The 23,489-nt window shown below is 51.9% G+C and carries 17 protein-coding genes; all 17 read left to right on the top strand.

Annotated features, from left to right (window positions below; genetic code table 11):
• The first annotated feature begins 83 nt into the window (after positions 1-83).
• The 17 genes from murA (at position 84) to ACE6ED_RS08270 (ending at position 23,406) form a co-directional block, all read left to right on the top strand.
• The gene (gene murA, locus ACE6ED_RS08350; RefSeq protein ID WP_410826648.1) at positions 84-1,436 is read left to right on the top strand and encodes a UDP-N-acetylglucosamine 1-carboxyvinyltransferase; all 1,353 of its coding nucleotides are present in this window, start codon (positions 84-86) and stop codon (positions 1,434-1,436) included.
• Between the two features lie 437 nt (positions 1,437-1,873).
• Complete coding sequence (spoIID, locus tag ACE6ED_RS08345; RefSeq protein WP_410826647.1) at positions 1,874-3,040, top strand: stage II sporulation protein D; 1,167 nt, start codon at positions 1,874-1,876, stop codon at positions 3,038-3,040.
• 76 nt (positions 3,041-3,116) lie between these two features.
• Entirely contained in the window at positions 3,117-3,857 is a 741-nt protein-coding gene (locus tag ACE6ED_RS08340) for a peptidoglycan DD-metalloendopeptidase family protein (protein ID WP_410826646.1), read from the top strand.
• Between the two features lie 173 nt (positions 3,858-4,030).
• Positions 4,031-4,318: a sporulation transcriptional regulator SpoIIID gene (gene spoIIID / locus ACE6ED_RS08335; protein WP_410826645.1), complete on the top strand. Its 288-nt coding sequence runs from the start codon at positions 4,031-4,033 to the stop codon at positions 4,316-4,318.
• Positions 4,319-4,450: 132 nt separating this feature from the next.
• Positions 4,451-5,449, top strand: a complete 999-nt coding sequence (gene mreB, locus ACE6ED_RS08330) for a rod shape-determining protein MreB (protein WP_410826644.1) — start codon at positions 4,451-4,453, stop codon at positions 5,447-5,449.
• A 61-nt stretch (positions 5,450-5,510) separates the two neighbouring features.
• Positions 5,511-6,389 (top strand): flagellar hook-basal body protein, encoded by an 879-nt coding sequence (locus ACE6ED_RS08325; protein WP_410826643.1) that lies wholly within the window; start codon positions 5,511-5,513, stop codon positions 6,387-6,389.
• 13 nt (positions 6,390-6,402) lie between these two features.
• On the top strand, positions 6,403-7,224 hold the full coding sequence (locus tag ACE6ED_RS08320) for a flagellar hook-basal body protein (RefSeq protein WP_410826642.1): 822 nt from the start codon (positions 6,403-6,405) through the stop codon (positions 7,222-7,224).
• Between the two features lie 9 nt (positions 7,225-7,233).
• Positions 7,234-7,476, top strand: coding sequence for a DNA-directed RNA polymerase subunit beta (locus tag ACE6ED_RS08315; protein WP_410826641.1), 243 nt, complete (start codon positions 7,234-7,236; stop codon positions 7,474-7,476).
• A gap of 511 nt (positions 7,477-7,987) precedes the next feature.
• Positions 7,988-8,410, top strand: coding sequence for a 3-hydroxyacyl-ACP dehydratase FabZ (fabZ, locus tag ACE6ED_RS08310; RefSeq protein ID WP_410826640.1), 423 nt, complete (start codon positions 7,988-7,990; stop codon positions 8,408-8,410).
• A gap of 32 nt (positions 8,411-8,442) precedes the next feature.
• The gene (locus ACE6ED_RS08305) at positions 8,443-10,158 is read left to right on the top strand and encodes a phospho-sugar mutase (protein ID WP_410826639.1); all 1,716 of its coding nucleotides are present in this window, start codon (positions 8,443-8,445) and stop codon (positions 10,156-10,158) included.
• Between the two features lie 119 nt (positions 10,159-10,277).
• Entirely contained in the window at positions 10,278-12,311 is a 2,034-nt protein-coding gene (locus ACE6ED_RS08300; RefSeq protein ID WP_410826638.1) for a DUF5693 family protein, read from the top strand.
• Positions 12,284-13,450, top strand: a complete 1,167-nt coding sequence (csaB, locus tag ACE6ED_RS08295) for a polysaccharide pyruvyl transferase CsaB (RefSeq protein ID WP_410826691.1) — start codon at positions 12,284-12,286, stop codon at positions 13,448-13,450. The genes ACE6ED_RS08300 and csaB overlap by 28 nt, the downstream gene beginning before the upstream one ends.
• Positions 13,451-13,456: 6 nt before the next feature.
• Positions 13,457-14,215, top strand: a complete 759-nt coding sequence (locus tag ACE6ED_RS08290; RefSeq protein WP_410826637.1) for a WecB/TagA/CpsF family glycosyltransferase — start codon at positions 13,457-13,459, stop codon at positions 14,213-14,215.
• Positions 14,216-14,328: 113 nt separating this feature from the next.
• Positions 14,329-15,456 (top strand): glycosyltransferase family 4 protein, encoded by a 1,128-nt coding sequence (locus tag ACE6ED_RS08285; protein WP_410826636.1) that lies wholly within the window; start codon positions 14,329-14,331, stop codon positions 15,454-15,456.
• A gap of 217 nt (positions 15,457-15,673) precedes the next feature.
• A complete protein-coding gene (locus ACE6ED_RS08280; RefSeq protein WP_410826635.1) occupies positions 15,674-19,573 on the top strand; it encodes an S-layer homology domain-containing protein in 3,900 nt (1,299 codons plus the stop codon).
• Positions 19,574-19,804: 231 nt separating this feature from the next.
• Positions 19,805-20,146 carry a hypothetical protein gene (locus ACE6ED_RS08275; RefSeq protein ID WP_410826634.1) on the top strand — a complete coding sequence of 114 codons (342 nt, stop codon included), beginning with the start codon at positions 19,805-19,807 and terminating at the stop codon, positions 20,144-20,146.
• Positions 20,147-20,646: 500 nt separating this feature from the next.
• A complete protein-coding gene (locus tag ACE6ED_RS08270; RefSeq protein ID WP_410826633.1) occupies positions 20,647-23,406 on the top strand; it encodes a hypothetical protein in 2,760 nt (919 codons plus the stop codon).
• The last annotated feature ends 83 nt before the right edge of the window (positions 23,407-23,489 follow it).

Below are 23,489 nucleotides of genomic sequence, written 5' to 3'. Positions count from 1 at the left end.
GCAGATTTTGAGGAAAAATGAAGCTTTTTAAGCAATCAACGAAGCAAGAGCTGGGGAAAATAATGGACGCGGAGGGAACCCTGATGAGCAAATTTATCGTCCGCGGTGGCAACAGATTGACCGGGAGCGTGAAAGTTAGCGGCGCGAAAAATTCTGTACTACCGATCATAGCCGCCTCTCTTTTGGCAGGAGAAGGAGAAAGCGTCATTATTGACGCGCCTCCGCTAGACGACGTGATGACGATCAGCAAGGTGCTGGAATCCTTGGGAGCCAAGGTTACATATCAAAATGACGTCATTCAGGTGGATGCAACCACCATCACATCTTGTGAAGCACCCTACGAGTGGGTACGCAAAATGCGGGCTTCTTTTTTGGTGATGGGACCTCTTTTGTCCCGTATGGGTCGGACCCGCATTTCTTTGCCGGGCGGATGCGCTATCGGCACACGGCCTATCGACCAGCATCTAAAGGGTTTTGAAGCGCTCGGAGCGGAGATTAGTCTCGGCCAGGGCTACATTGAGGCGAAATCGGACGGAAGACTGCGCGGAGCCAAGATCTACCTGGATGTGGCCAGCGTCGGTGCAACCGAAAATATAATGATGGCGGCAGCGCTAGCGGAAGGCGTAACCGTGATTGAAAACGCAGCAAAAGAACCGGAAATTGTGGATCTCGCGAACTACCTGAACGGTATGGGCGCTATTGTCCGCGGTGCGGGCACTGGCGTGATTCGGATTGAAGGCGTTGAGCGGCTGCATGGAGTCAGACACCAGGTGATTCCGGACCGGATTGAAGCGGGCACCTACATGGCTGCAGCGGCAATAACCGGCGGCAATGTGTATGTAGAGGGAGCGATCGCCGACCATCTCGGCCCGGTGATTGCGAAGATGGAAGAGATGGGCGTTACGATTCAGCCTGACGAAAACGGCATCCGCGTCATTGCGGATAAACCGCTGAAAGCCGTAGATCTCAAGACACTCCCTTATCCGGGCTTTCCGACGGATATGCAGTCCCAGATGATGGCGCTGCTGCTCCGGTCGGAAGGAACGAGTGTAGTGACAGAGACGGTATTTGAGAACCGCTTCATGCATGTGGAGGAATTCCGCCACATGAATGCGGAGATCAAGGTGGAAGGCCGTTCGGCCATCGTCACAGGCAATGCCAGCCTGGTAGGCGCCAAAGTATGCGCAACCGATCTTCGCGCCGGCGCAGCGCTGATTTTGGCGGGCCTGATCGCCGAAGGAACAACTGAAGTCAGCGGTACCCACCACATTGACCGGGGATATGTGAACCTGGCGGAGAAGCTGACGGGTCTTGGCGCGGATATTTGGCGCATCTCCACCGAGAAGGTGGCCGAGGCTGCCAAGGAAGAACTGGCTGCCGAGACGAAAGTCGAAGAAGTTCTCCCTCGCTTCCAGGTACAGCCTACCTGGGTGTAACCGGGAAGAATGGAAGAGAAGAAATTATTCTAACATTAGAGCACATGCAGGACCGTCTGCGGCAGATGCCGCCGGGCGGTCTTTTTGTTTTTGTACGGGGAGGCTGGCGGCAAGCCGCGTAAGACTAGTACTTAAGAAAAAGGGCTTAAGACAAGCCATTAAGACAGGCACCAAGACAAGCACACAAAACCAGCGCTTAAGACAAGCGTAAGCAAGCAGCTGCCTTGCTATTACAGTGATTGATTGTAAGGCAGTTGTTCAGGCTGCTCACCGCTTGCTGCGGCAAACCGTGCGGCTTCCCGGCCGGCAAGACCGCGCACCGGACAAGCGGGTCTGAACGCATAGGACCTTTCTCTCGTTTCTCTCAGTTTTGTTCTAGCAGGTATCCGAAACTCATATTCTATAACATCATGAAGACACCGGAGGTGCCAGACCTGATGAAAGAGTTACGGATGCGTTTGCGCCGCCTGGCGGCACGGCGGCCGGCCCGGCGCAGAACCGGCCCTGCAGGGCGCCAGCGCCTGCATACGGCTGCGCTGCTGGCCGCGCCCCTGCTGGCGGCGCTGCTGCTGCCGCTGGCGGTGGTTGGCCCGGCTGGCCGCAAGCTGCCGCCGGATCCCCTCCCGCCTGCGGCGCCCGCCCCTTCCGCCGCCCCAGCGCCGGCGGCGGACAAGACCCCGGCTGCCGAACCGCAGCCGGAAATTGCCGTCTATTTGTCGCGCAGCGGACAAATTGAAAGATTGCCGCTGGAAGACTACGTCAGCGGCGTCGTTGCGGCCGAAATGCCGGCGAGCTTTGAGCTCGAAGCGCTCAAAGCTCAGGCCGTCGCGGCCCGCACCTTTATCGTCCGCCGCCTCGTGGACGGCGACGTCAGCGGGGTACCCGTTCCGGGAGCGGTCGTAACCGATACGGTAAGCCACCAGGCTTACGTATCGCAAGCGGCGCTGGAACGGGACTGGAAGCAGGCCGGCCGCGGCGCCGACCTGGCCAAAATCCGCCGCGCGGTGCTTGAGACGCGCGGCACGGTGATGACCTACGGCGGGAAGCCGATTACCGCCGCATTTTTTTCGGCAAGCAGCGGGTACACGGAGAACTCCGAGGAATACTGGAACGCGGAGGTTCCCTACCTCCGCAGCGTAGCCAGCCCTTGGGAGCGGAACATCACGCCGAACTTCGCCGTTGCCATCACCTTCGGCCGCGGCGAGCTGCTCCGCAAGCTGGGTGAAGGGCGGCCGGAGCAAGCGGAAGATTCGGCAGAGAAAGGCAGAGCCCGGCCGGTTTCTGCGGATGCCTCCGGCGGGGAGCCTTTTATCGAAGTGTTGTCCCGGACATCCGGCAAACATATCAAGGAAATCCGGATCGGCAGCTCCGTTTATACGGGAAGAGAGGTCCGGGAGCGGCTGGGCCTGCGGTCCACCCAATTTACTTGGGAGATTAAAGGGAACCAGGTAGAATTAACAACCTACGGCAACGGACATGGGGTGGGCATGAGCCAATGGGGGGCCAATGGCATGGCGGGACAAGGGGCGACAGCGACACAAATCTTGAACCACTATTATAAGGACATCTCATTTGCAAAGGTTTCAAGTCTTCTGGCCTTGTAAATCATCTGAAAATTTACTTGAAAGATACGTATAAAAGCAAAGCGCCCGGTAACACTGGTTACTGAGGTGATAAACAATGAATGAACAAGACAAAAACAAAAACATCCAAGAGGAGGCTCCCAAAAAAGCACAGGGAGCGGCTGCACAGCCTTCCTCATGGAAAAGCCTGTTGTCCAAACGGTGGGTATTCCCGGCGATCTACACGGCGGCAGCGGCTATTATACTAACATTGGTGTGGGTCTATCAGGATGCCGGCGTAAAACCGCTTGGACAGGACTCAACCGCCACCGTTACCGAGAGTGTGAACACTCCGGCCGGCGAGGATGCCGCCCTGAACGGGGATCCCAAAGCTGTTGAAGTGGTAGCCAATGCCGAAAGCGCAGTCTGGCCGGTCAGCGAACCGGCTGATGTCCAAGTGGTTAAACCGTTTTATGAACAAAACGGCACGGAAGAAAACCATGTCGAAGCAATGGTCCAGTTTAACGACACCTTTTTGCCGAACACTGGCATCGACCTGGCCCGCGAAGACCGCAAGCCGTTTGATGTAACTGCCGCGCTCAGCGGGAAAGTCACCCGGGTGGAAAACACGCCGCACAGCGGTTCGCTGGTTGAAGTGACGCATCCGGATAACCGCAAGACGGTTTACCAAAGCCTTAGCGACGTCAAGGTTAAACCAGGCGACGAGGTCAAGCAGGGCGATAAGCTCGCATCGGCCGGAACGTTTGAAATGGAAAAAGACTTAGGCAATCACGTGCACTTCGAGATCCACGAGGACGGCAAGCCGGTGAATCCGGCGGAGCTGCTTCCGGAACGATAAGCATGCAGGGCGGGGGACGAAAGTCCTCCGTTTTTTTTGCGTAAATGCGGTTCTCGTTTGCTTGTCCTTGCAAGAATTAGGCCAGACGTGGCCAGGCCCCCCCTGAAAGCGCGAATATCTAGGCCCGCCCCTCATATAATGTACCAAACTATCCACAGTTGGGAGGCGGGAGCGTGCACGATTACATCAAGGAACGTACGATCAAAATCGGACGCTGCATCGTGGAAACCAGGCACACGGTCCGGACCATTGCCAAAGAATTCGGCGTTTCGAAGAGCACGGTGCATAAAGATCTGACCGAGCGCTTGCCGGAAATTAATCCGGATTTGGCCGATCAGGTCAAGCACATTCTCGAATATCACAAATCGATCCGTCATCTTCGGGGAGGGGAAGCGACCAAAATCAAATACAAAAAAACGACAGGGAAAAAGCGCGAAGTCGCGGTTGCGTCAAAAATGTAGAAAAAGTGAGCACTTTCGCCAAGTTTTTCAGTTGGAATGCATTGAATCCATCCCCTAAAGTATGGTATTTTTAAAGGCGGTACCAACTGTCGGAAATCCATTAAAATCAAACACTTTGGGGGCTTTTTCATTATGCTTAGCAAGGATATCGGGATTGATCTGGGCACGGCAAATGTGCTCATTCATGTCAAAGGAAGGGGAGTCGTGCTGGATGAGCCTTCCGTAGTTACGCTCGAAAGCGACACGAAGAAGGTCCTTGCTGTAGGAGAACAGGCCCGCCGTATGGTAGGGCGGACCCCTGGGAATATCGTGACGATTCGCCCGCTCCGGGACGGCGTGATAGCCGACTTCGATCTTACAGAGGCGATGCTGAAGTACTTCATCGACCGCGTTGGCGGACGAAGCTGGTACAGCCGGCCCCGCATCCTGATCTGCGCCCCCACGAATATAACATCCGTAGAACAGAAGTCGATCAGAGAAGCGGCGGAACGCAGCGGAGCCAAGGAAGTCTTTATGGAAGAAGAGCCGAAGGCCGCGGCCATCGGAGCGGGCATGGACATCTATCAGCCAAGCGGAAATATGGTAGTCGACATTGGCGGCGGAACGACGGACGTAGCGGTGCTCTCGATGGGCGACGTCGTCACCGCCTCCTCCATCAAAATGGCGGGGGACAAGTTCGACGAAGCCATTTTAAAATATATCAAGGCGAAATATAAGCTGCTTATCGGTGAACGGACCTCGGAAGATATCAAGGTCAATATCGGCACGGTGCGACCTGGAGGCCGGCAGGCGGAAATGGATATCCGCGGCCGCGATATGGTGACGGGGCTTCCCCGGACCCTGACGATTACATCGAGTGAAGTGCAGGAAGCGCTGTGGGATCCGGTATCGTCCATTGTGGCGGCGGCCAAATCGGTGCTGGAACGGACACCTCCGGAGCTGTCTGCGGATATTATCGACCGCGGCGTCATTTTGACGGGCGGGGGCGGGCTGCTGAACGGATTGGACGAGCTTTTGTCCGAGGAGCTGCGCGTTCCGGTGCTGGTGGCGGAAGACCCGATGCACTGCGTTGTCAAAGGAACCGGCATTATGCTGGACCAATTGGACAAAGTCCCTAAGAAAAAATTTTAATCGGCCGATATATAAAGTATAAACAACGGACAAGCGTTAATTTGGAAGGGGATTTGCCTTCATGATCAGAGGATTGTATACGGCCGCCGCGGGACTTGTGACCCAGCAGCGCAGACACGATACGGCGACGCAGAATATTGCCAATCTCAACACAATGGGATACAAGCAGGTGGACAGCGTCAACCACGCGTTTCCCGAAGTGATGATCGCCGCGATGCAGGGGAAATTCAGCCGCAATATCGGCAAGATCAACACCGGCGTTTTTGCCGAACAGTCCATTTCGCAATATAATCAAGGAACCTCAGTCGAGACGGGCAAGCCGCTCGATTTCGAGCTGTACGCCGATCTGCAGCTGCAGGACCCGGCTACGGGGGAGAACATGAATTTTGACGGTTCCGGCAAATATATCGGTGAGGACGGAACCATTTATCATAAACCCCAGGCTTTCTTTACCGTACAAGACGACGAGGGGAATAATCTGTATACGCGGGACGGCAGCTTCAAAGTCAGTCCGGACGGGACCGTAATGACACCCAGCGGATTCCGGGTGCTGGATGCCAACGGGAACCCGCTAGTGCTGAACGGAATTATGGAAGATGATCTGAAGGTGGACGGACAGGGCAATGTGCTGAATCCTGCGACCGGGCAGCCTTCGGGCGCGCGTCTGGGCATCAGTGTCGTGACGAATCCGAGCCAGCTGGTGCGGGACGGCAATGGGGTGTTCCATGCAGAGAACCTGGGAGAAGCGGGCATCCGCTTCGCCCAGGCCGCAGACAATCTGGAAGTCCGGCAGGGTTTTCTGGAAGGGTCGAATGTGGACTCCACTCAGGTGATGGTTGATCTGAATGCCGCGTACCGTGCGTATGAAGCGAACCAGAAGGTTGTCCAGTTCTACGACAGCAGTCTGCAGAAGGCCGTTACCGAAATCGGCAGAGTATAGGAGGATTTAACGGATGTATAACTCCACGATTAGTGCGGCGGTCTCTCTGGCGAGCCTTCAACAGCGGCTTGAGGTGATTGCAGACAATATTGCCAACAGCAATACGAACGGATACAAAAGCAGATCCGGCTCCTTTGAAGACGTATTGACCCGTGTACAGCAGCAATCCGAAGACTACCGTCAGACTGGGCGGACAATGCCCTTGGGCTTCAACATCGGATTCGGCACCCGGCTGTCTTCATTGTCGACAGATTGGGAGCAGGGGACGTTGAAGGAAACGGGCAGTCCAAGCGACCTGGCGCTTCAGGGGAACGGGTTGTTTGCGGTCAGCGTGAACGGCGGCATTGGGTATACGCGTCAGGGGGCGTTTCATTTTACGCCTGATCCGGCTAATCCGCGGCAGCTGAACCTGGTGACCGACGAAGGAAACGCGGTGCTGGGCACTAACGGGAATCCGGTGACAGTGCCTGTAGGCGTGCATGCGGCGATTGACGAATCGGGCAGAGTGCTGGTCAAGAATAACGAAAACGACCCGCCCCGGCTTGCCGCAACGCTCATGATCGTCGAACCGGTCAGCCGCGCTTCGCTGGAAGCGGTGGATGACAGCTTTTATATGCTGAAGGATGGAATTACTCCACAGGAAGCTTTTGTACAGCGCGCAGCGGGGGAGAGACCCAATGTGGGCGTACGCTCCGGCTGGCTGGAGCAGTCGAATGTGGACCTGACCAAAGAAATGACCGACATGCTGAACGTACAGCGTACCTTCTCGCTGGTGTCCAGAGCGCTGACCTCCAGCGACCAGATGATGGGACTGGCCAATAACATGCGCGGGTAGGTGATGTAGGTGAGCCAGGAGGCGAAAAAGCCCGCTAAGACCGACAAGGCTGCTTCTAAGCCTAAGACGGCTGCCAAACCTAACAAATCCAAGTGGGGCCTTATCCAGTGGTTTTTGATCCCACTTCTGCTGCTGATCGCTCTTGGCGGCGGCTTGGCTGTAGGGTATGTGGTCTTTGGCAAACAGGAGCTTAGCGATGTGTTCCATTGGAGCACCTGGAAACATGTATACGATTTGGTGTTCGCCCCTTAAGGCGGACAGCCTGAACCTTTCCGGGTTTTGCCGGGAAGGTTTTTTTGTTTTTGTGCCATATTCTGTATATGATCCGCCCGCGGGTACATCCGCCCAGCTTTACAGTTTTGCTTGCCAGGTTTATACAGGTGTTTTTCAGAGCAGGCTGTAACGGCTCCGGTGGTTTTCTGATGCTGAAAAATGTATAATGATGGGGGACTGCGGCTTGTCCGGGTCCATTTTGTGATAAAATGAAACCGGCGAGAGCGCCTGTGCGGACCTTGCACTGCTTATCAGCGGCGCGGGTTTGACGGACAGCTGCAAAAAAGGGCTCTCTCCGCCGTGCTGCCGATGGCAGCGGAGAAAGCCCCTTATCTTAACCTTCACTTCTGCAGCGGGTGAAGGATACTTATAGTTTTTTCCGAAGCCTCCTCATTTTATGCATCGCTGCAACCCATAATAAGCGTAAAGGCGCCCGGCGAACATTCCGGTTCCGATGCCGGGGCGCGAACCGTCGGAAGGAGTTCAATTCATGCTGGACATCAAACAGATTCAGGAAATCATCCCTCATCGCCCCCCTTTTTTGCTGGTGGACAAAATCGTCGAAATTGAAATGGGCAAGCGGGCGGTAGGCATCAAGAACGTAACCATCAACGAGCCGTTTTTTGTCGGCCATTTTCCGGAGTATCCGGTAATGCCCGGCGTACTCATTACCGAAGCGCTGGCCCAGGTAGGAGCGGTGGCGATCCTTGGACTTGAAGTCAACAAAGGGAAAATTGGATTTTTGGCCGGGATTGACGGCTTCCGTTTCCGCGGTCAGGTCATGCCTGGGGACACGCTGCGGCTTGAGGTGGAAATCACCCGCTTGAAGGGCAGTGTCGGCAAAGGCCGGGCGACGGCGAAGGTGGACGACAAGGTTGTTGCCGAAGGCGAAATTATGTTTGCTTTGAGCTAATCCTATACACAGATGGAGAAGGAGAGATCGAGATGACAAACTTGAGCCCAAAAGCCGCAGAGACGGTGGAACGCTGGTTGAACGACCCTTATGTAGATGAAGAGACCAAAGCAGAGCTTCGCGCGCTTGAACAGCAGCCGCAGGAACTGGAAGAACGTTTCTATAAAGATCTGGAGTTCGGCACAGGAGGCCTCCGCGGCGTAATCGGCGCGGGCAGCAACCGGATGAACCGTTATACGGTCGGCCGGGCTACTCAGGGCTTCGCCCAGTTTATTTTGGAAACTCATAAAGGAGCAGGCAGACCTTCCATTGTAATTGCACATGACTCCCGCCGTTTCTCTCCGGAGTTCGCGCTGGAAGCTGCTCTTGTTCTGGCAGGCAACGGCATCGAAGCGAAGCTGTACCCGTCGCTGCGCTCCACGCCACAGCTGTCGTTCAGCGTCCGCCATCTACAAGCAACCGGCGGAATCGTAATTACGGCCAGCCACAACCCGCCGGAATATAATGGATATAAAGTATACAACTCGGAAGGCGGACAGCTCGTTCCGCACGAAGCGGAGCAGGTTATTTCCTACATAATGAGCGTGGATTCGTTTGACGCCGTCAAGCGGATTGACCGGGAAGAAGCGGAGTCGGCCGGTCTTCTGCAGTGGCTCGGCGAGCCGGAAGATGAGGCGTTTGCCGAAACGGTTGCATCGATCAGCCTCAGCCGTGAAGAGATCCGCTCTTCGCTTGGACGCGACTTCAAGATCGTCTACACGCCGCTACATGGTACCGGTAATCTGCCGGTCCGCCAGGTGCTTGACAAGCTGGGTTTCAGCGAAGTGCATGTGGTGCCTGAGCAGGAGCAGCCGGACTCCGAATTTTCGACCGTGAAATCGCCGAATCCGGAGGAGCGGGAAGCTTTTACGCTGGCAATGAAGCTGGGCGAAGAGCTGAACGCTGATATCCTGATCGGAACCGACCCGGATGCGGACCGGATGGGAGCCGTGGTGCGGGACAACGAAGGCAAGTTTGTCGTATTGTCCGGGAACCAGTCCGGGGCGCTGATGATTCATTATTATCTCAGCCGTCTGCAGGAGCTGGGCAAGCTGCCGAGCAACGGCGCGGTCGTTAAGACCATTGTGACCAGCGAGATGGGCGCCGCCGTAGCGGGCCATTATGGAGCGACGATTTTTAATACGCTGACCGGATTTAAATACATTGGCGAAAAAATGACCCAGTTCGAGCAGTCCGGTGAATACACCTACCTGTTTGGTTATGAAGAGAGCTACGGCTACCTGGCCGGAACGTATGCGCGCGATAAGGATGCTGTGCTTGCGGCCATGCTGATCTGCGAAGCGGGTGCCTACTACAAGGCACAAGGCAAAACGCTGTATGACGTGCTTCAGGAGCTGTATGAGCAGTTCGGATACTTCCTGGAGAGTCTGGAATCCCGTACGCTCAAAGGCAAGGATGGTCTTGCACAGATCCAGTCCATTATGAGCGACTGGCGCGCAAACCCGCCGAAGGAAATCGGAGGCGCTTCGGTTACTGAAGTCCTGGATTATTCCAAGGGACTGAACGGTCTGCCAAAAGAAAATGTGCTGAAATACATGCTGTCCGACGGATCCTGGTTCTGCCTGCGTCCGTCCGGCACCGAGCCCAAAATCAAGGTGTACTTTGCGGTGCGCGGCGAATCGCTGGCGGACGCCAAGTCCAAGGTTGACCGGCTTACCCAAGAAGTGATGGGACGCGTTGACGCTTAAGCTGACACGCGCCCGGCAGGAATGGGTCTAGGGCCGGGCAGGGGGATGGGGCCAAAATACGGTCCCGCTCCCCTTGGCTCTGGCAAGAGACCCCGGATATGAAAGAGGAGGTACTTTTGGTGCAGCAAAAATGGCAGCGTTGGAATACATCATCCCGTAAATGGCTTTGGATTCTGGTGGTGATCGGACTGATCGGGGCGCTTCCCGTTGTGTACGACCGCATGCAGACCGAGCAATCGGCCAAAACGGTTGAGATCGTATTCGATTATCGCGATCTGGTTGATGTAGCCAGCTACCGCGCCCAGCCGCAGGATTATCTTGATGAACAGTTGGACCGGCTGAAGGAAGCCGGCGTACAAAGTATGGCGGTGTTCGAGAGCACGCTTGAGGACTACCGCAAAGCACGGCGGATTATGATCTGGGGCGCGCAGGACGCCGCTAACATGATGAACACCGTCTGGTCCGAAAATGAGAACTATACCTATATCCTGTTCACTTCGCCGGAGAATGCGGAACGGCTGACACCGATCATTACCAAGGCATATAACCGGCTTGGGATCGACACCGAGGAATGGACTCTTCGCGGACAAAAGGGATTGATCCTTAAGACTCCGCTTGAAGACGCGACTCTGAAAACGATGCAGCCGGATCCGCTGATGCTGGATATGCTGCGGAGCAAGGGATTTAACATTGTTCCCCGCCTGTCGGATTCCCTTCCTTACGATGAAGCGGCCATGACGGAGACAATGGCTTATTACAAGGAGCTCGGCGTAAAACGGATTCTGTTTGAAGGCGAAACGGTTAAAGGCTTCAACGACGACGAAGATCGAAACACCCTTTCGCATTTTGCAAAGCTGCTGAATGAAAATGGAATCGGCATTGCTGCGATCGAGAACATCAAGAAGCAGCAAAAAGGCTTCAAAGCGCTCGCGTATAATACAGACTACAATGTAGCCCGGCTGTATTCGCTTAGCGAAGGGGACTCTTCGCTCGATACGGAGAAAATTGTGGACCGTTTTGCTCTGGCTACCAAAGACCGCAATATCCGCATGCTGTATCTGAACACCGTTCCGCGGAGAGATACGGGCAAAGCGATGATTACCGACACGCTGGACAATCTGATTACCAGCTTGTCCGATCCCAACGGGGCGATCGACCGGATCAAGCAAAATGGCTTTACCTTCGGCCAAGCGGAGAGCTTTAAAGTTGTAGATTCCTCTTATCAGCGTTACCTTAAGCTGGTTGCGGTTGTTGGAGCCGTGTCGCTTGTTGCGCTGATGATTTCTTACTTTATTCCGGGACTTACGCTGCTTGCCTGGGCACTAGGCCTTCTTGGCAGTGCCGGTCTGCTTGTATTGAAGCCGACGCTGTTTGAGCAGGCGCTTGCCCTTGCTGCGGCGATCAGTGCGCCGACAGTAGCCGTTGTGCTGGCGGTCCGCAATCTGAACGCCAAAGGCCCTTCGGCCCTCAAGCCGGGATTTCAAGCAATGTCTCCTGGCAAGCGGCTGGCCCACAGTTTGGTGCTGTATCTTAAGACAGCTGTGATTTCGCTTAGTGCGGTGCCGTTTGTTATCGCTCTGCTCAACAATATCGCTTACAGTCTGGTATTGGAGCAGTTCCGCGGCGTAAGCCTGCTGCACATGGCGCCGATTGGATTGGTTGCACTTTACGTTCTCCTGTACCGAGGCTCGATTGCCTGGAACCGCACGGGCGAAATTCTGCGCAAACCGATTACGATTGCTATGGTCATAGCAGCTGGATTGGCCGGGATCGTTGGCTTGTATTATTTGAAACGGACAGGAAACAGCGGTTTTGCCTTCCCGTTCGAATTGGAATTCCGGACATTCCTTGAGAACACCATGGGCGTACGGCCGCGTAATAAAGAATTTTTGCTGGCGCATCCGCTCTTTATTCTCGGAGCTTTCCTTGCGCTGAAATATCGAAATGCGATGTTTGTTATGATTATTGCGGTGATCGGTCAGCTGTCGATGGTGGATACCTTTGCCCATATCCACTCCCCGGTTATTATCTCGCTGATTCGCGGTCTACTGGGACTGGGTCTCGGGCTGATTGTGGGATTGGCAGCGGTAGGCATCTGGCAGGTCCTGGAGGGATGTTGGAAACGATGGAGTCCGCTTCTAAAAAAATTGTAATTTCCGGTTATTACGGGTTTCGCAACAGCGGCGATGAAGCGGTACTGCAATCGGTTCTGATCGCCCTCGAACAACAGGCGCAGGCGGCAGGCATCCGAATTGAGCCGATTGTGCTGTCTATTGATCCGGAGTGGACGTCCGCCACGTATGGTGTCCAAGCTGTTCACCGCATGAAACCGGCTGAGCTCCGGAGAGCGATCGCCGGCAGCGACGGGCTTATCAGCGGCGGCGGCAGTCTGCTTCAAGATGTGACAGGAACCAAAAGTATCCCTTATTATATAGGGGTAATCAAGCTGGCCCAATGGCTGCGCAAGCCGGTGTTCATTTATGCCCAAGGAATTGGTCCGGTAAACCGCAAGCTATTTTATCCGCTGATTAAGTCGGCATTCCGTAAGTCCAGATATATCTCCGTCCGTGACGAGCAGTCACGCAGCCTGCTGGGGACGATGGGGTTAAACCTGTCCTCCGTGCAGGTGGTTCCCGACCCGGTAATGGGGCTCCGTCTTCCCGGCCAAGCATCGGCGGGGGACCAGGTGCCTGCGGGGGGAGACGGGAACGGCGCCCGGATAAGCTCCGCGGAGCCGCTCCCCACAGTCGGGATATCGGTACGTTTTTGGGAGACAGACCGCAAAGAGCTGCAGGCGTTGTCGGAAGCTTTTGTTTTGGCGAACCGGAAACAGCCGCTGCATCTTCGTTTTCTTCCGTTTCATCTGCCTTCGGACGTGGAAGCCTCACAGTACATGATGGAGCGTATAGAGACGGAAATCAGGCAAGACGGCGGGCGGATTAGTTTATGCGAACAGGCGGATCATCCGCTGGAAATGCTTAAAGAGGTAGCATCCTGCGACGCGCTGGTCGGCATGCGGCTTCACAGCTTGATTTACGCTGCGGGACAGCGGATTCCTCTGCTCGGAGTATCGTATGATCCGAAGATCGATCAATTTCTTAAGCGGATCGACTGCTCACCGGTGGGTTCGACGAATTCGCTGAACAGTGAGTCGACAGCCGATGCGATCCTTCATTTAATAGAAAATGGGGATTCGTGGAAAGCTACACGCGAACCGCTTATCGCGGGACTTGTGGAAGCGGCGGAGACGCCCGCCAGAACCATTGTTGAATATTTGAGGCATAAAGGGTGAGACGAAGTGGATGAATCAAGCCGGATTCCTACCGTTCCTATCTTCGGGATTCGGGTTTCCAAACTGGATATGCAGGAAACAGTTGCCTATCTGATTGATGCCGTAAGCAACCGTAAGCCGCATCAGGTAATCACTGCCAACCCGATTATGGTGATGGCGGCGCTGGATAATCCGGCGTATATGAAGATTATGACTTCTGCCGAGCTGGTTGTCCCCGACGGGACGGGTGTGGTCTGGGCCGCGGAAAAAGGCGGAGACCCGGTGAAAGAGCGGGTGGCAGGATTTGATTTGCTGCATGAGCTGTTCAAGGCTGGCGAAGCCCGAGGCTGGCGAGTCTACCTGCTCGGCTCTACTCCTGAAGTGATTCAGGAAACCGCCAATCGGTTACAATTGCAGTATCCGGGAGTGACGATCGCCGGTTACCGTGACGGTTTTTTTGGTCCGGAAGCTGACGATGAAGTTATTTCCGGTATTGTTGCGGCGCAGCCGGATCTGCTGTTTGTAGCCCGGGGGGCCGATACGCAGGAACCTTGGATCGCCCAGTATAAGGAACGGCTAGCAGTTCCGGTCATGATGGGAGTCGGAGGAAGCTTTGATGTGATCTCCGGAAAAAGCAAACGGGCGCCGATAGTCTTTCAAAAATTGCGTTTAGAATGGTTCTACCGGTTAATTAAGGAACCTACACGCTATAAAAGAATGCTTGCGCTCCCGAAATTCGCATTAAAAGTGTCACGGGAGAAAGATACAGTAACAAAAACCCGATAAAAAGCGGAATTCTACCCGAAAAACCGTGAAAATCGTCCAAAAACGGTATTGGTGTTTGGTTTTCGATCAGAGTATAATTCAATGCGGTAGAGAAATGGGGGTCGAATAGTCAAATGTTAACGATATACATCGCCGGATTTATCGTATGTATGGGGCTTGCGCTTCTGCTGACGCCGCTGGTGAAGAAATTTGCTCTGAAAATCGGCGCCACGGACGTTCCAAACGCGCGCAAGGTACATACGACGATTATGCCCCGCCTCGGCGGACTCGGCATTTTTCTGGCGTTTGTTCTAGGATTGCTGGCCGTACTTCCATGGATTCCTTACGACTTCACGCCAAGAGAAGCAAGCTTTGTAAAAGCGCTGCTGAGCGGCGGAGCTCTGATTGTATTGATCGGCGGTCTTGACGACCGGTTTGAGCTGTCCGCAAAGGTGAAGCTGCTTGGCCAGATCGCCGCAGCCTGCATCGTTGTGTTTGGATTTGATATTACGGTTGACTTCGTCAACATTCCTTTTAATAATTCTTACTCCTCATTGGAAGACTGGATCGCAATTCCGCTGACAATCTTCTGGATTGTCGGCGTAACCAATGCGGTAAACCTGATTGATGGATTGGACGGGCTGGCTGCCGGTGTATCCGGGATAGCTATTGCCACCATTGCAGTTATGGCTTTTATTATGGGCAACACAACGGTTGCTCTGCTCTGTCTCCTGCTGCTTGGCAGCATCGGGGGATTCCTGTTTTTTAACTTCCATCCGGCCAAAATTTTTATGGGAGATACCGGATCATTGTTCCTGGGTTTCTGCCTGGCGCTGCTGGCACTGCTCGGGTTTAAACAGATTGCAGTCGTGTCCTTTATTACTCCGCTGCTTATTATCGGTGTTCCGCTGTCGGACACGTTTTTCGCTATCGTCCGGCGGAAGCTGCAGAAGAAACCGATTTTTGCTCCGGACAAAGGGCATCTGCATCACTGCCTGCGTGAGCTTGGCTTCAGTCACCGCCAGACAGTACTTATTATCTATGGCATTGCGGCATTTTTTGGAGTCCTTGCGGTTATTCAATCGTCCGCAGCACTGTATGAAGCCAATTGGGTAACGTTCGTAGTCATCTGTGTAATGCTGTTCTTCCTGCAAATTGGGGCGGAAGTGATTGGACTGGTCGGCAAAACTAAACGCCCGGTTATCAATTTCCTGCTGCGTCTGCGGCTGAAAGCGAACCCGGAGCGCGGTTCCAAACCTTGATAAGACTTTAAGTTCTTTAGATTCATTGAACTCGCGGGATTCGATATAATTAGCACTCATATCCATTTTAAACAAAAACCCATCCGTCCGGATGGGTTTTTTCCTGTTTTGACTAAAAAAGCACCCCGCTTCTACCGATAAAAAACAAAGCGAGTATTTACCGGGGCTTCCCTTGAAAACATGCTCCAGTATACGAAACCAAAGGAGAGATATATCAATGCAACGCATGAAGAGACCGTTCGTATGGCTGCTGTTGGCGGCTTTGCTTGTCTCCCTGTTCCCTGGCGGCCGGTACACCCCGGTTGTTTCGGCGGCAGCCGCGGGCGTTACCTCGTACTTCAGCCCGGATGATCTCACACTGCGGGAAACCGCAAAGCTTAAGACAGACTCTAGTGAGCCAGCGACGCAAATTTCACGTGACAAAGTATATAAAACCAGCAATTCCAGTATCACCATTACCGGTACCTACTCCCAGGTAACGGCTTCTACAATGAAGGTTACCGTCGAGCAGCTGACACAGGACTCGAACGGGAAATGGGTTACCGATTCCTCCCGGATTACGACGGGTTCGGTAACGACCGATATCAATAATCCTGGCAACCGCTTCACCACCAGCGGCGTTGTGCTGTATACGGGTTTTAACAAAATCACTTTTACCGGTCTGCAAGGCAATCTGCAGCGGTCGGAATCCTTTTATGTACTGTACGACAAAGTGCCGTTCATCACTTCGCTCCAAGTGCTTGGCGGTCCTACAGCGCAGAATCTGAATGAAGGAACGCAGGTCGTGGTTCCTGTTGACCAAGTGACCCTGCAAGGTAAAGTGGCAAATGCCACTACCGTTACCGTTTCCTTGAACGGTGCGCCTGCGCTGAACACGTCCTTGTTGGAAGATGGCACGTTCTTTACGCCTGCAATGACGCTTAAACCGGGCGTAAGCACGCTGAAGATCATTGTATCCAACTCCTCCGACTCGATTACGATCGATCGTACGCTGTATTACTTTGATAAGGATCAGCCGTTTGCTTCCTTAAAACTTAAACATGGTGGACAGGAATACAATCTGATCAATAATACACCTACGCTGTCTGCTGATAGTGTAAACGTGGCAGGGCTGGCTGGACAAATTCTTGTTCCATACAGTGACAAGAGCTTCCAAAGTAATGCCAAGTTCACAATCAACAAAGGGACAACTTCGGAACTGGTAGTTGCTGTTACCGCTAACCCGGATGTAACCATCCCAGGCTCTGACGGAGTGACACCAGCTTACCGGCTGGTTACCTTCCAAACTACGGGCACAGATACCATTCCGATTACTGCTGGAAATCAGGAATTTAGACTTACAGTTGACTATGACACATTTACAACGTCTTTAATTAATAAGTACAAGTACTTGTCAGGTGAAACAGTAATCACGGACATGTACTTGCTTCCGGGATTCAAACCTGGCGATTCCGTGAAGAGTACTTCCAAGCTGCCGCTCAGCGGTCAGCAAGTAGAATCAGACAGTTTCTATATTATGGTGAAATCTAATGTGAAGCCTAAGAAGCTGTTACAAGCTTCTTATCTTCCACTCAGCGTCAAAGGTTTAAATCTAGGTTCTCCTGTAGCTGCTGCCGATCTGGATGAGCATGGTACTGAACAAGTGTATCAAGTCACCGGCTTTTCCAATGGCCAACAAAAGGTGCAGTTCCGGTTTGAGGACTCACAGTCCTTCTATAACGCTGATATTTCGTATGTTTCTAAAAACTATATTTATGTAAAGAACATTCAGGACGGCCAGACCTATCCTTTTAATTCCTCCAATCAAAATAGTTTGACCGTGGAGGGGGAATATATCGGCTTTGAGAACATCAACAGTGCTCAAATGCAGGTGAATGGTAAAAATGTAAAAGACATGCAAGGGATCTCAGGCGATTTTAAAGTAGGGGAAGCAGCAGGCGGAGGTGTAGTGAAAACCTTTAAAGTTACTCTCCCGATTACAGCTTCTGGTCCACTTGTATACGGGGAAAACAAACTTGTATTTACAGGTATTTCGCGAGACGGCAATCTTAACGATCGAGTCATTACCAAAGAAATCCGGATCTACATTATTGATGAGAACGTATCAACGCTGAAGCAGTTCCACCCGGCATTGAGTGCAGGCAGACCAACTATCACGGCGAACTCTCTCACCAATGAAGCAGAGCGCAACGCCATTTTGGCTCTTCCAGCGGAATTTGTTTATAAAGATGAAAAATATGTTACGACCCAAAACAGCTACGATTTGGTACTGCGCGGCGGTGGAGCTACCACACTAAACCTGTATAGAGGTTCGGATCTAGTTTTCTCTTCTGCAGGCCAAGGCCAAGAGCAAATGCTTAAAGATGGTGCTTCTGCGTCCACAATCGGCTTCACTTATAACGGTTCTGTAATATATGATTATGTAGGAACACAGACTGACTTCCTGCTCCGCATCCGCGACTTCAAATTTGATGCTCCAGGCAGTCATGTCTACACGCTTGAGTTGATCAATGATACAGGGGCGCGTACGACGCAGCGTCTTGAGGTCCAAAAAGAAGTGCTTCCTTATAATATCCTTTCGCCGGTTGCAACAGTGGGGGACCAGATTGTTGTGAACAAAAACTTCGTTCGCTTCGATATTGAAGCGGAGGGCGCAACCAAGGTTATGATCGACAAGTATGAAGCTACACCGCGTAATGATCTGCCTAACCGCTTTACGTATGATTTTGTCGGCCTGAAGCCGGATAAAGCCACAACAATCAAAATCCAAATCGTACGTAAAGATTCTACACTTAATGATAAGGTCAACGTCTACTATGCGAGTGCGGTACAGATTGATACGCAGTACATGGCCGAAAAGGTGAGCAACAAGTATACAGCCTTTAATAAAGAGTTGACGTTGAGCTTCCCTAAAGGAACAGTAATGAAGGGCTTTACAAGCTCCGGTGCAGCCAAATACTACCCGGATAAGAAACTGCTCTTTGGCATTGCCGATCCTGTCGATGGTGTAGTGGAACGGAAAAATGACTACGGCAATATCATTAATGTCAGCCCTGCTGATGCAAGAACACCGGAAGGCAAATCGCCGCTGGTTATTCCGCAGGAACTGTCGCTGCGCTTCACGTCCACCGCTTCCACGAATAACTTCCAGCGCGTTTCGGATATTTACTGGATTAGCGGCGGTCTAGGCGAAGACGGAACAAAGGGAACTGGCACCTACAAGCCTGCAACCAACGGTCTTGCTCCATATTCTATTGAAGGATATTTCACACAATACAGCCAAACGCGCAAAATTGTTCCATCTCAGCGTGGTAGTCTGACGCTTACATTCAGTAACAGTGTCGTTGATGAAGTGGGATCGACCGTAACAGTGTTCCGTTATACTGATTCCGGTAAGTGGGAAAACATTGGCGGTGAAGTGGACACGAAGAAACATACCGTTACGGTTCCGTTTGATGAGTTTGGTTACTATACAGTAATGAAAATGCGCCGGGGCTACTCGGATATCACTAACCATCCGTGGGCAAGAAATGTGCTGAATGGTTTGTTCTCCAAAGGCATCATGACCAACCTGCGTGCAGATTCGTTTGGTGCGGATGATACGACTACAAGAGGCGAATTTGCCACACTGCTGGTAAAAGGCCTTAACATTCCGCTTTCCTACAATGCAAGTCAGCAGACGTTCTTCGATATCGTTCCAGAGGCTGTATCGACTACTTGGGATTTCAAGCATATCGAGACGGCGGCTAGAGCCGGTATCGTCACAGGACTCAGCGACGGCTTCTTTGGTCCCGACCAGCCGCTCACGCGTGAGCAGGCGGCGGTAATGATTGCAAGGGCGCTGAAACTGAAAATGTCGGCCAATAACGACAAGCTGCTGAGCAGTTTGACTAAATCTTTTGTGGATACAGGAAGCATGGAATACTATTCCCGTCCGGCAATTGAGGCGGTCACCAAGGCTCAAATCATGCAAGGCAGCGCCAGCACGACGGCTGGGCAGAAGAAGCCGGTATACAGCTTCAATCCGAAAGGCAAGCTTACTCGGGCAGAAGCCGGAAAAATCACAGTTGCTCTGCTTCAAAAGAGCACCAAGATTTTCCCGAAAACCTTCAATTAATAGAACTTAAAAATTTAGGGCCGTCCGCAGCCAAAAGCTGTGAGGCGGCTCTTTTGCGGTTAACCGGCACAAAGGATGTACTATAGAGAGAGTTCATTGGAGAAAATGCCAAACTATTTTGGTAAGGCATAGCAAGCTAAACTTACCAAAGACAATAACTTTGTAATCTGCTTCGGTTTACGATACAATATCCTAGAACATACATTTTTTTCTGAAAGGTGAAAGCCATCAATGAAACCGATTTTAGCAAAAGCGCAGCTGGACTATATCAAGGCCAAAAACAAGTTTGAGAATAGAGCAAAAGAAATGGAAAAAGAGATTGCGAATAGAAGAGCTGTCCAGGAGATCACACAGGAGGTCATGGAAGAGCTTGTTCAGGAGACGGGCTTTCATGATGCCTATAATGATTTGGTGCTGGCCGAGAACGCTCTGCTTGAATGGTCCCACTCGACGATTAAGCATGAGAAGAGCTACCGGGAGAACCGCCAGGCTATCGATGCGCTGTATGACAACGTGAATGAGAGCGTGGAGAAGCGTCAAGAGCTGATCCAGCTGTCCATGAAGATCCGCTAATATCATCGTTCTTATGATGGCACCCGTAGAGGTGCCTTTTCTTTTTTCTCAATATTGTAAAAGCTTAGTCACATACAACACACCATTAGCAAATATTGCTTAATGACGATGGACGGTCATCGTGCTATACTCATTTCCGTAGCCGCCCAGCTTTAACAATAGTTTGAAATACATAATTCAAAGAATGCGGCCAAACAGGTCTCCAAAAAAACAAAAAAAGTTTTTTTAGGAAACCGCAACTTTTCAAAACCATCTGCGTTTAAGATGTAGAGTCACTTGGAGCCTGGAATTATTCATAGGTTATGGAAGGTCCAAAAGGCCTGATATATCAAATGGAAAATTTAGCTTTACGTGACTGGAGGCACATTGTATAATACTAAGGTAGAATTAGGAATCTAGTATAATGATGCCTTGAATCTGTTTACCAGTTTCTGTGATACCCGTCACAGACATTATTTATACTTACATTGCTCAACTCGGGAAAGGGGGTGCATCGGCTAATGAGTGACATGAGCTACCCATCTAAAGACAACTCTCAGTTCATGAATGTTCAAGGAGGAGAAAAAAAGGTTATGAAGAAAATTTTGTCCGTAGCTTTATCTACAGCAATGGCATTCTCGATGTTTGCCTCTGTAGCATTCGCTGATACAGCAACAACTCCGCAACAAAAGTTTGACGCTCTGAAAGCTAAGGGCATCCTGAACGGATATCCAGACGGTCAGGCTCATCTTGAGAAAGACCTGACTCGCGGCGAGTTCGCGAAAATCGTAACGAAGCTGTTCAACCTGAGCGAAGTAAGCAACAAACTGTCTTACAAAGACAAAGGTTACAACGCTAAGAACTGGGCAGTTCCTTACATCGAAGCTGTTACTGCAGCTAACCTGATGCAAGGTAAAGATACTGTTAAAGGTATCTTCGACTACAACGGCAAAGTAACCGTTGAAGAGGTGGCAACTGTACTGTTCCGCGCTCTGAAACTGGAAGCTCCTGCTGAAACTAACAACAACGCTTCCGTATGGGCTAAAGGCTATGCGCAAGCAGTTATCAACAAAGGCCTGGTTGCTGCAAGCGTGAACTTCAAAGGTAACGCTACCCGCTCCCTGGTTGTAGAAACTGCCTATGCTGTCGACGGTCTGGACGACGCAGTTGCAATCGCTAGCGCACAAGCAGTAAGCCCGACTAGCGTAGTCGTAACGTTTGCTGACAAAACGCAAACAACCGTTACACTTACTACTCCGCTGGTTGCTGGTGTTGAAACAACGATCAACTTCAAGCACAATGATCATGACTACACAACTAAAGTAACACTGCAAGCGCCGCAGGTAGTTTCCGTAGAAGCTCCTAACGCTAAGCAACTGGTTGTGAAGTTCAACCGTGCTGTTGATCCGGAAACTGTAATCGAAAACGTTGATGGCAACAACACGCTGATCAATGGCCTTGTTGAGATCAACGCGCTGAGCAATGCTCTTCGTGTGAACGCTGACGCTGCGAACGTAGTTCTGGGCGCTGACGGCACGGAAGCTTGGATCACATTCCAAAACAACGAATACCTGAAAGGCCAATACACTGTTATCGTTAACGATGATATCAGAACAACTGGCAACGAAGTGATCCCTGCATTCACTAAACTGGTGAATGTAAATGACACGGTTGCTCCTTCGGTTGTATCTGTAACTTCCGTTGCTAAAACAACGACTAACAAAGTGTACCTGAAACTCAGCGAGCCGGTAAGACTGACTGGTCTGATCGCTTACGTAAACGGATCGGCGTCTACGGTTAGCCGTGATGCATACGCTCCGCTTGACGAAGTAACGCTGACTACAGGCACGCTGAACAGCGGATCGACTTATGACGTATCCATCAGAAACCTGACTGACTTTGCAGGCAACGTGATTACTCCTAATCCGTATGCAACAACTGTAGCAGTCACTTCCGATGTTGCGGCTCCGCAAATCACTAGCCTGACTGCAACTGGCGAGAAGAAAGTCACTGTTGTATTCAACAAAAACATCGACTTCAACTCCCTGGTTAACAACGTACGTCTGCTTGACCCGAACGGCGAAAGTAAAGGTATCTTCCAAGTTAAACGTGGCGCTGATCAAAAGACGTTCATCCTGACTTCGCCGCTTGGTGAAATCCCGAACTCTGGTTCCTTCACAGGCACTATCGTCTTCGGTGCAGGCGTTAAGGACACGATCGGCAACACACTGGGAAGTGCTCTTTCCCAACCGATTACCTTCACTAAGGACACAACTGCTCCGACAGTTACCAGCGCTACTTACAGAGCGGGTACTGGCATTGTAGTTAAGTTCAGCGAAGAAATCGCATATGTAGCTGGAACAACTGCTACGTTGATCAAAGAAAGCAATGGTGTATCGACAAACCTGCCGACACCTCGTGTATCTGACGATCAAAAATCCCTTATCTTCAACGTTGGATCCGTTACAGGAGCTCACACTCTGCGTCTGCCTGCTGGCATCGTAAAAGACCTGAGCGCTGCTGGAAACAAAGTAGCTGCTGTTAACCTTGCAGTCGATGGCGATACAGCATCCTCGGATACTGGCAGACCGCAAGTAGTTGGCGAAGTTACTTATACAGAAGTTGGCAGTGAGTACAGACTTGCTGTTCGAGTAACTGACGACAATGAACTGAACCTGGCTTCCGTTCGCGACGTAAACAGCTACACGCTGGACAACAAAGCTCTGCCGTCCACAGCTTACATCACGATCGCTTCCGGCGAAGGTATCACTAACACTGCAAAAGACAAAACGGCTTGGATCTTCATTCCGAAATCTCACATTGAGAAGTCCAAAGCTTATGAGCTGGCTGTAAGCGGCGTTGTTGATAACTCCAACAACGGAATCGAGCCTACAGTTCGTTCGATCACGCTGAAAGACGGCAAGAAACCGACTCTTGATTCCGCAGTAATCTCTTCTGCTGACAGCAAGACTCTGGTTCTGACATTCAGCGAAGTTGTGAAGAATGTTGACGTTAACGACTTCACATTCACAATCAACAATGCTTCTGTTGCTCCTTCCGCTGTGAGAATCAACACGATTGGCGACGCACGCGAAGCTGACAGATTCTATGTAACATTCCTGAACGCTGACGGTGCAGTTCGCGATCTGAATGCTAATGAAGTTTACCAGCTGTCTGTTAAAGTGAACGCTGCTGACGCAGCTACAGGTAAAACCGATGCTAGCATCGAAGACCTGGCTGGCAACACAGTAACAACTGGCACTAGCTACTCCGTGAAGTAATCTCCGATTACTGAACAAGAAAGGATAGCCTCTTCGGAGGCTATTCTTTTTTTATATCCAGAATGATGCATTTAAGGAGGACA

Origin of the sequence: Paenibacillus nanchangensis (assembly GCF_046543445.1) — a bacterium.
Taxonomy (GTDB): Bacteria; Bacillota; Bacilli; order Paenibacillales; family Paenibacillaceae; genus Paenibacillus_AQ; species Paenibacillus_AQ nanchangensis.
The sequence above is the reverse complement of the archived record's forward strand: the minus strand, read 5'-3'. Positions and strand labels throughout refer to the sequence as shown.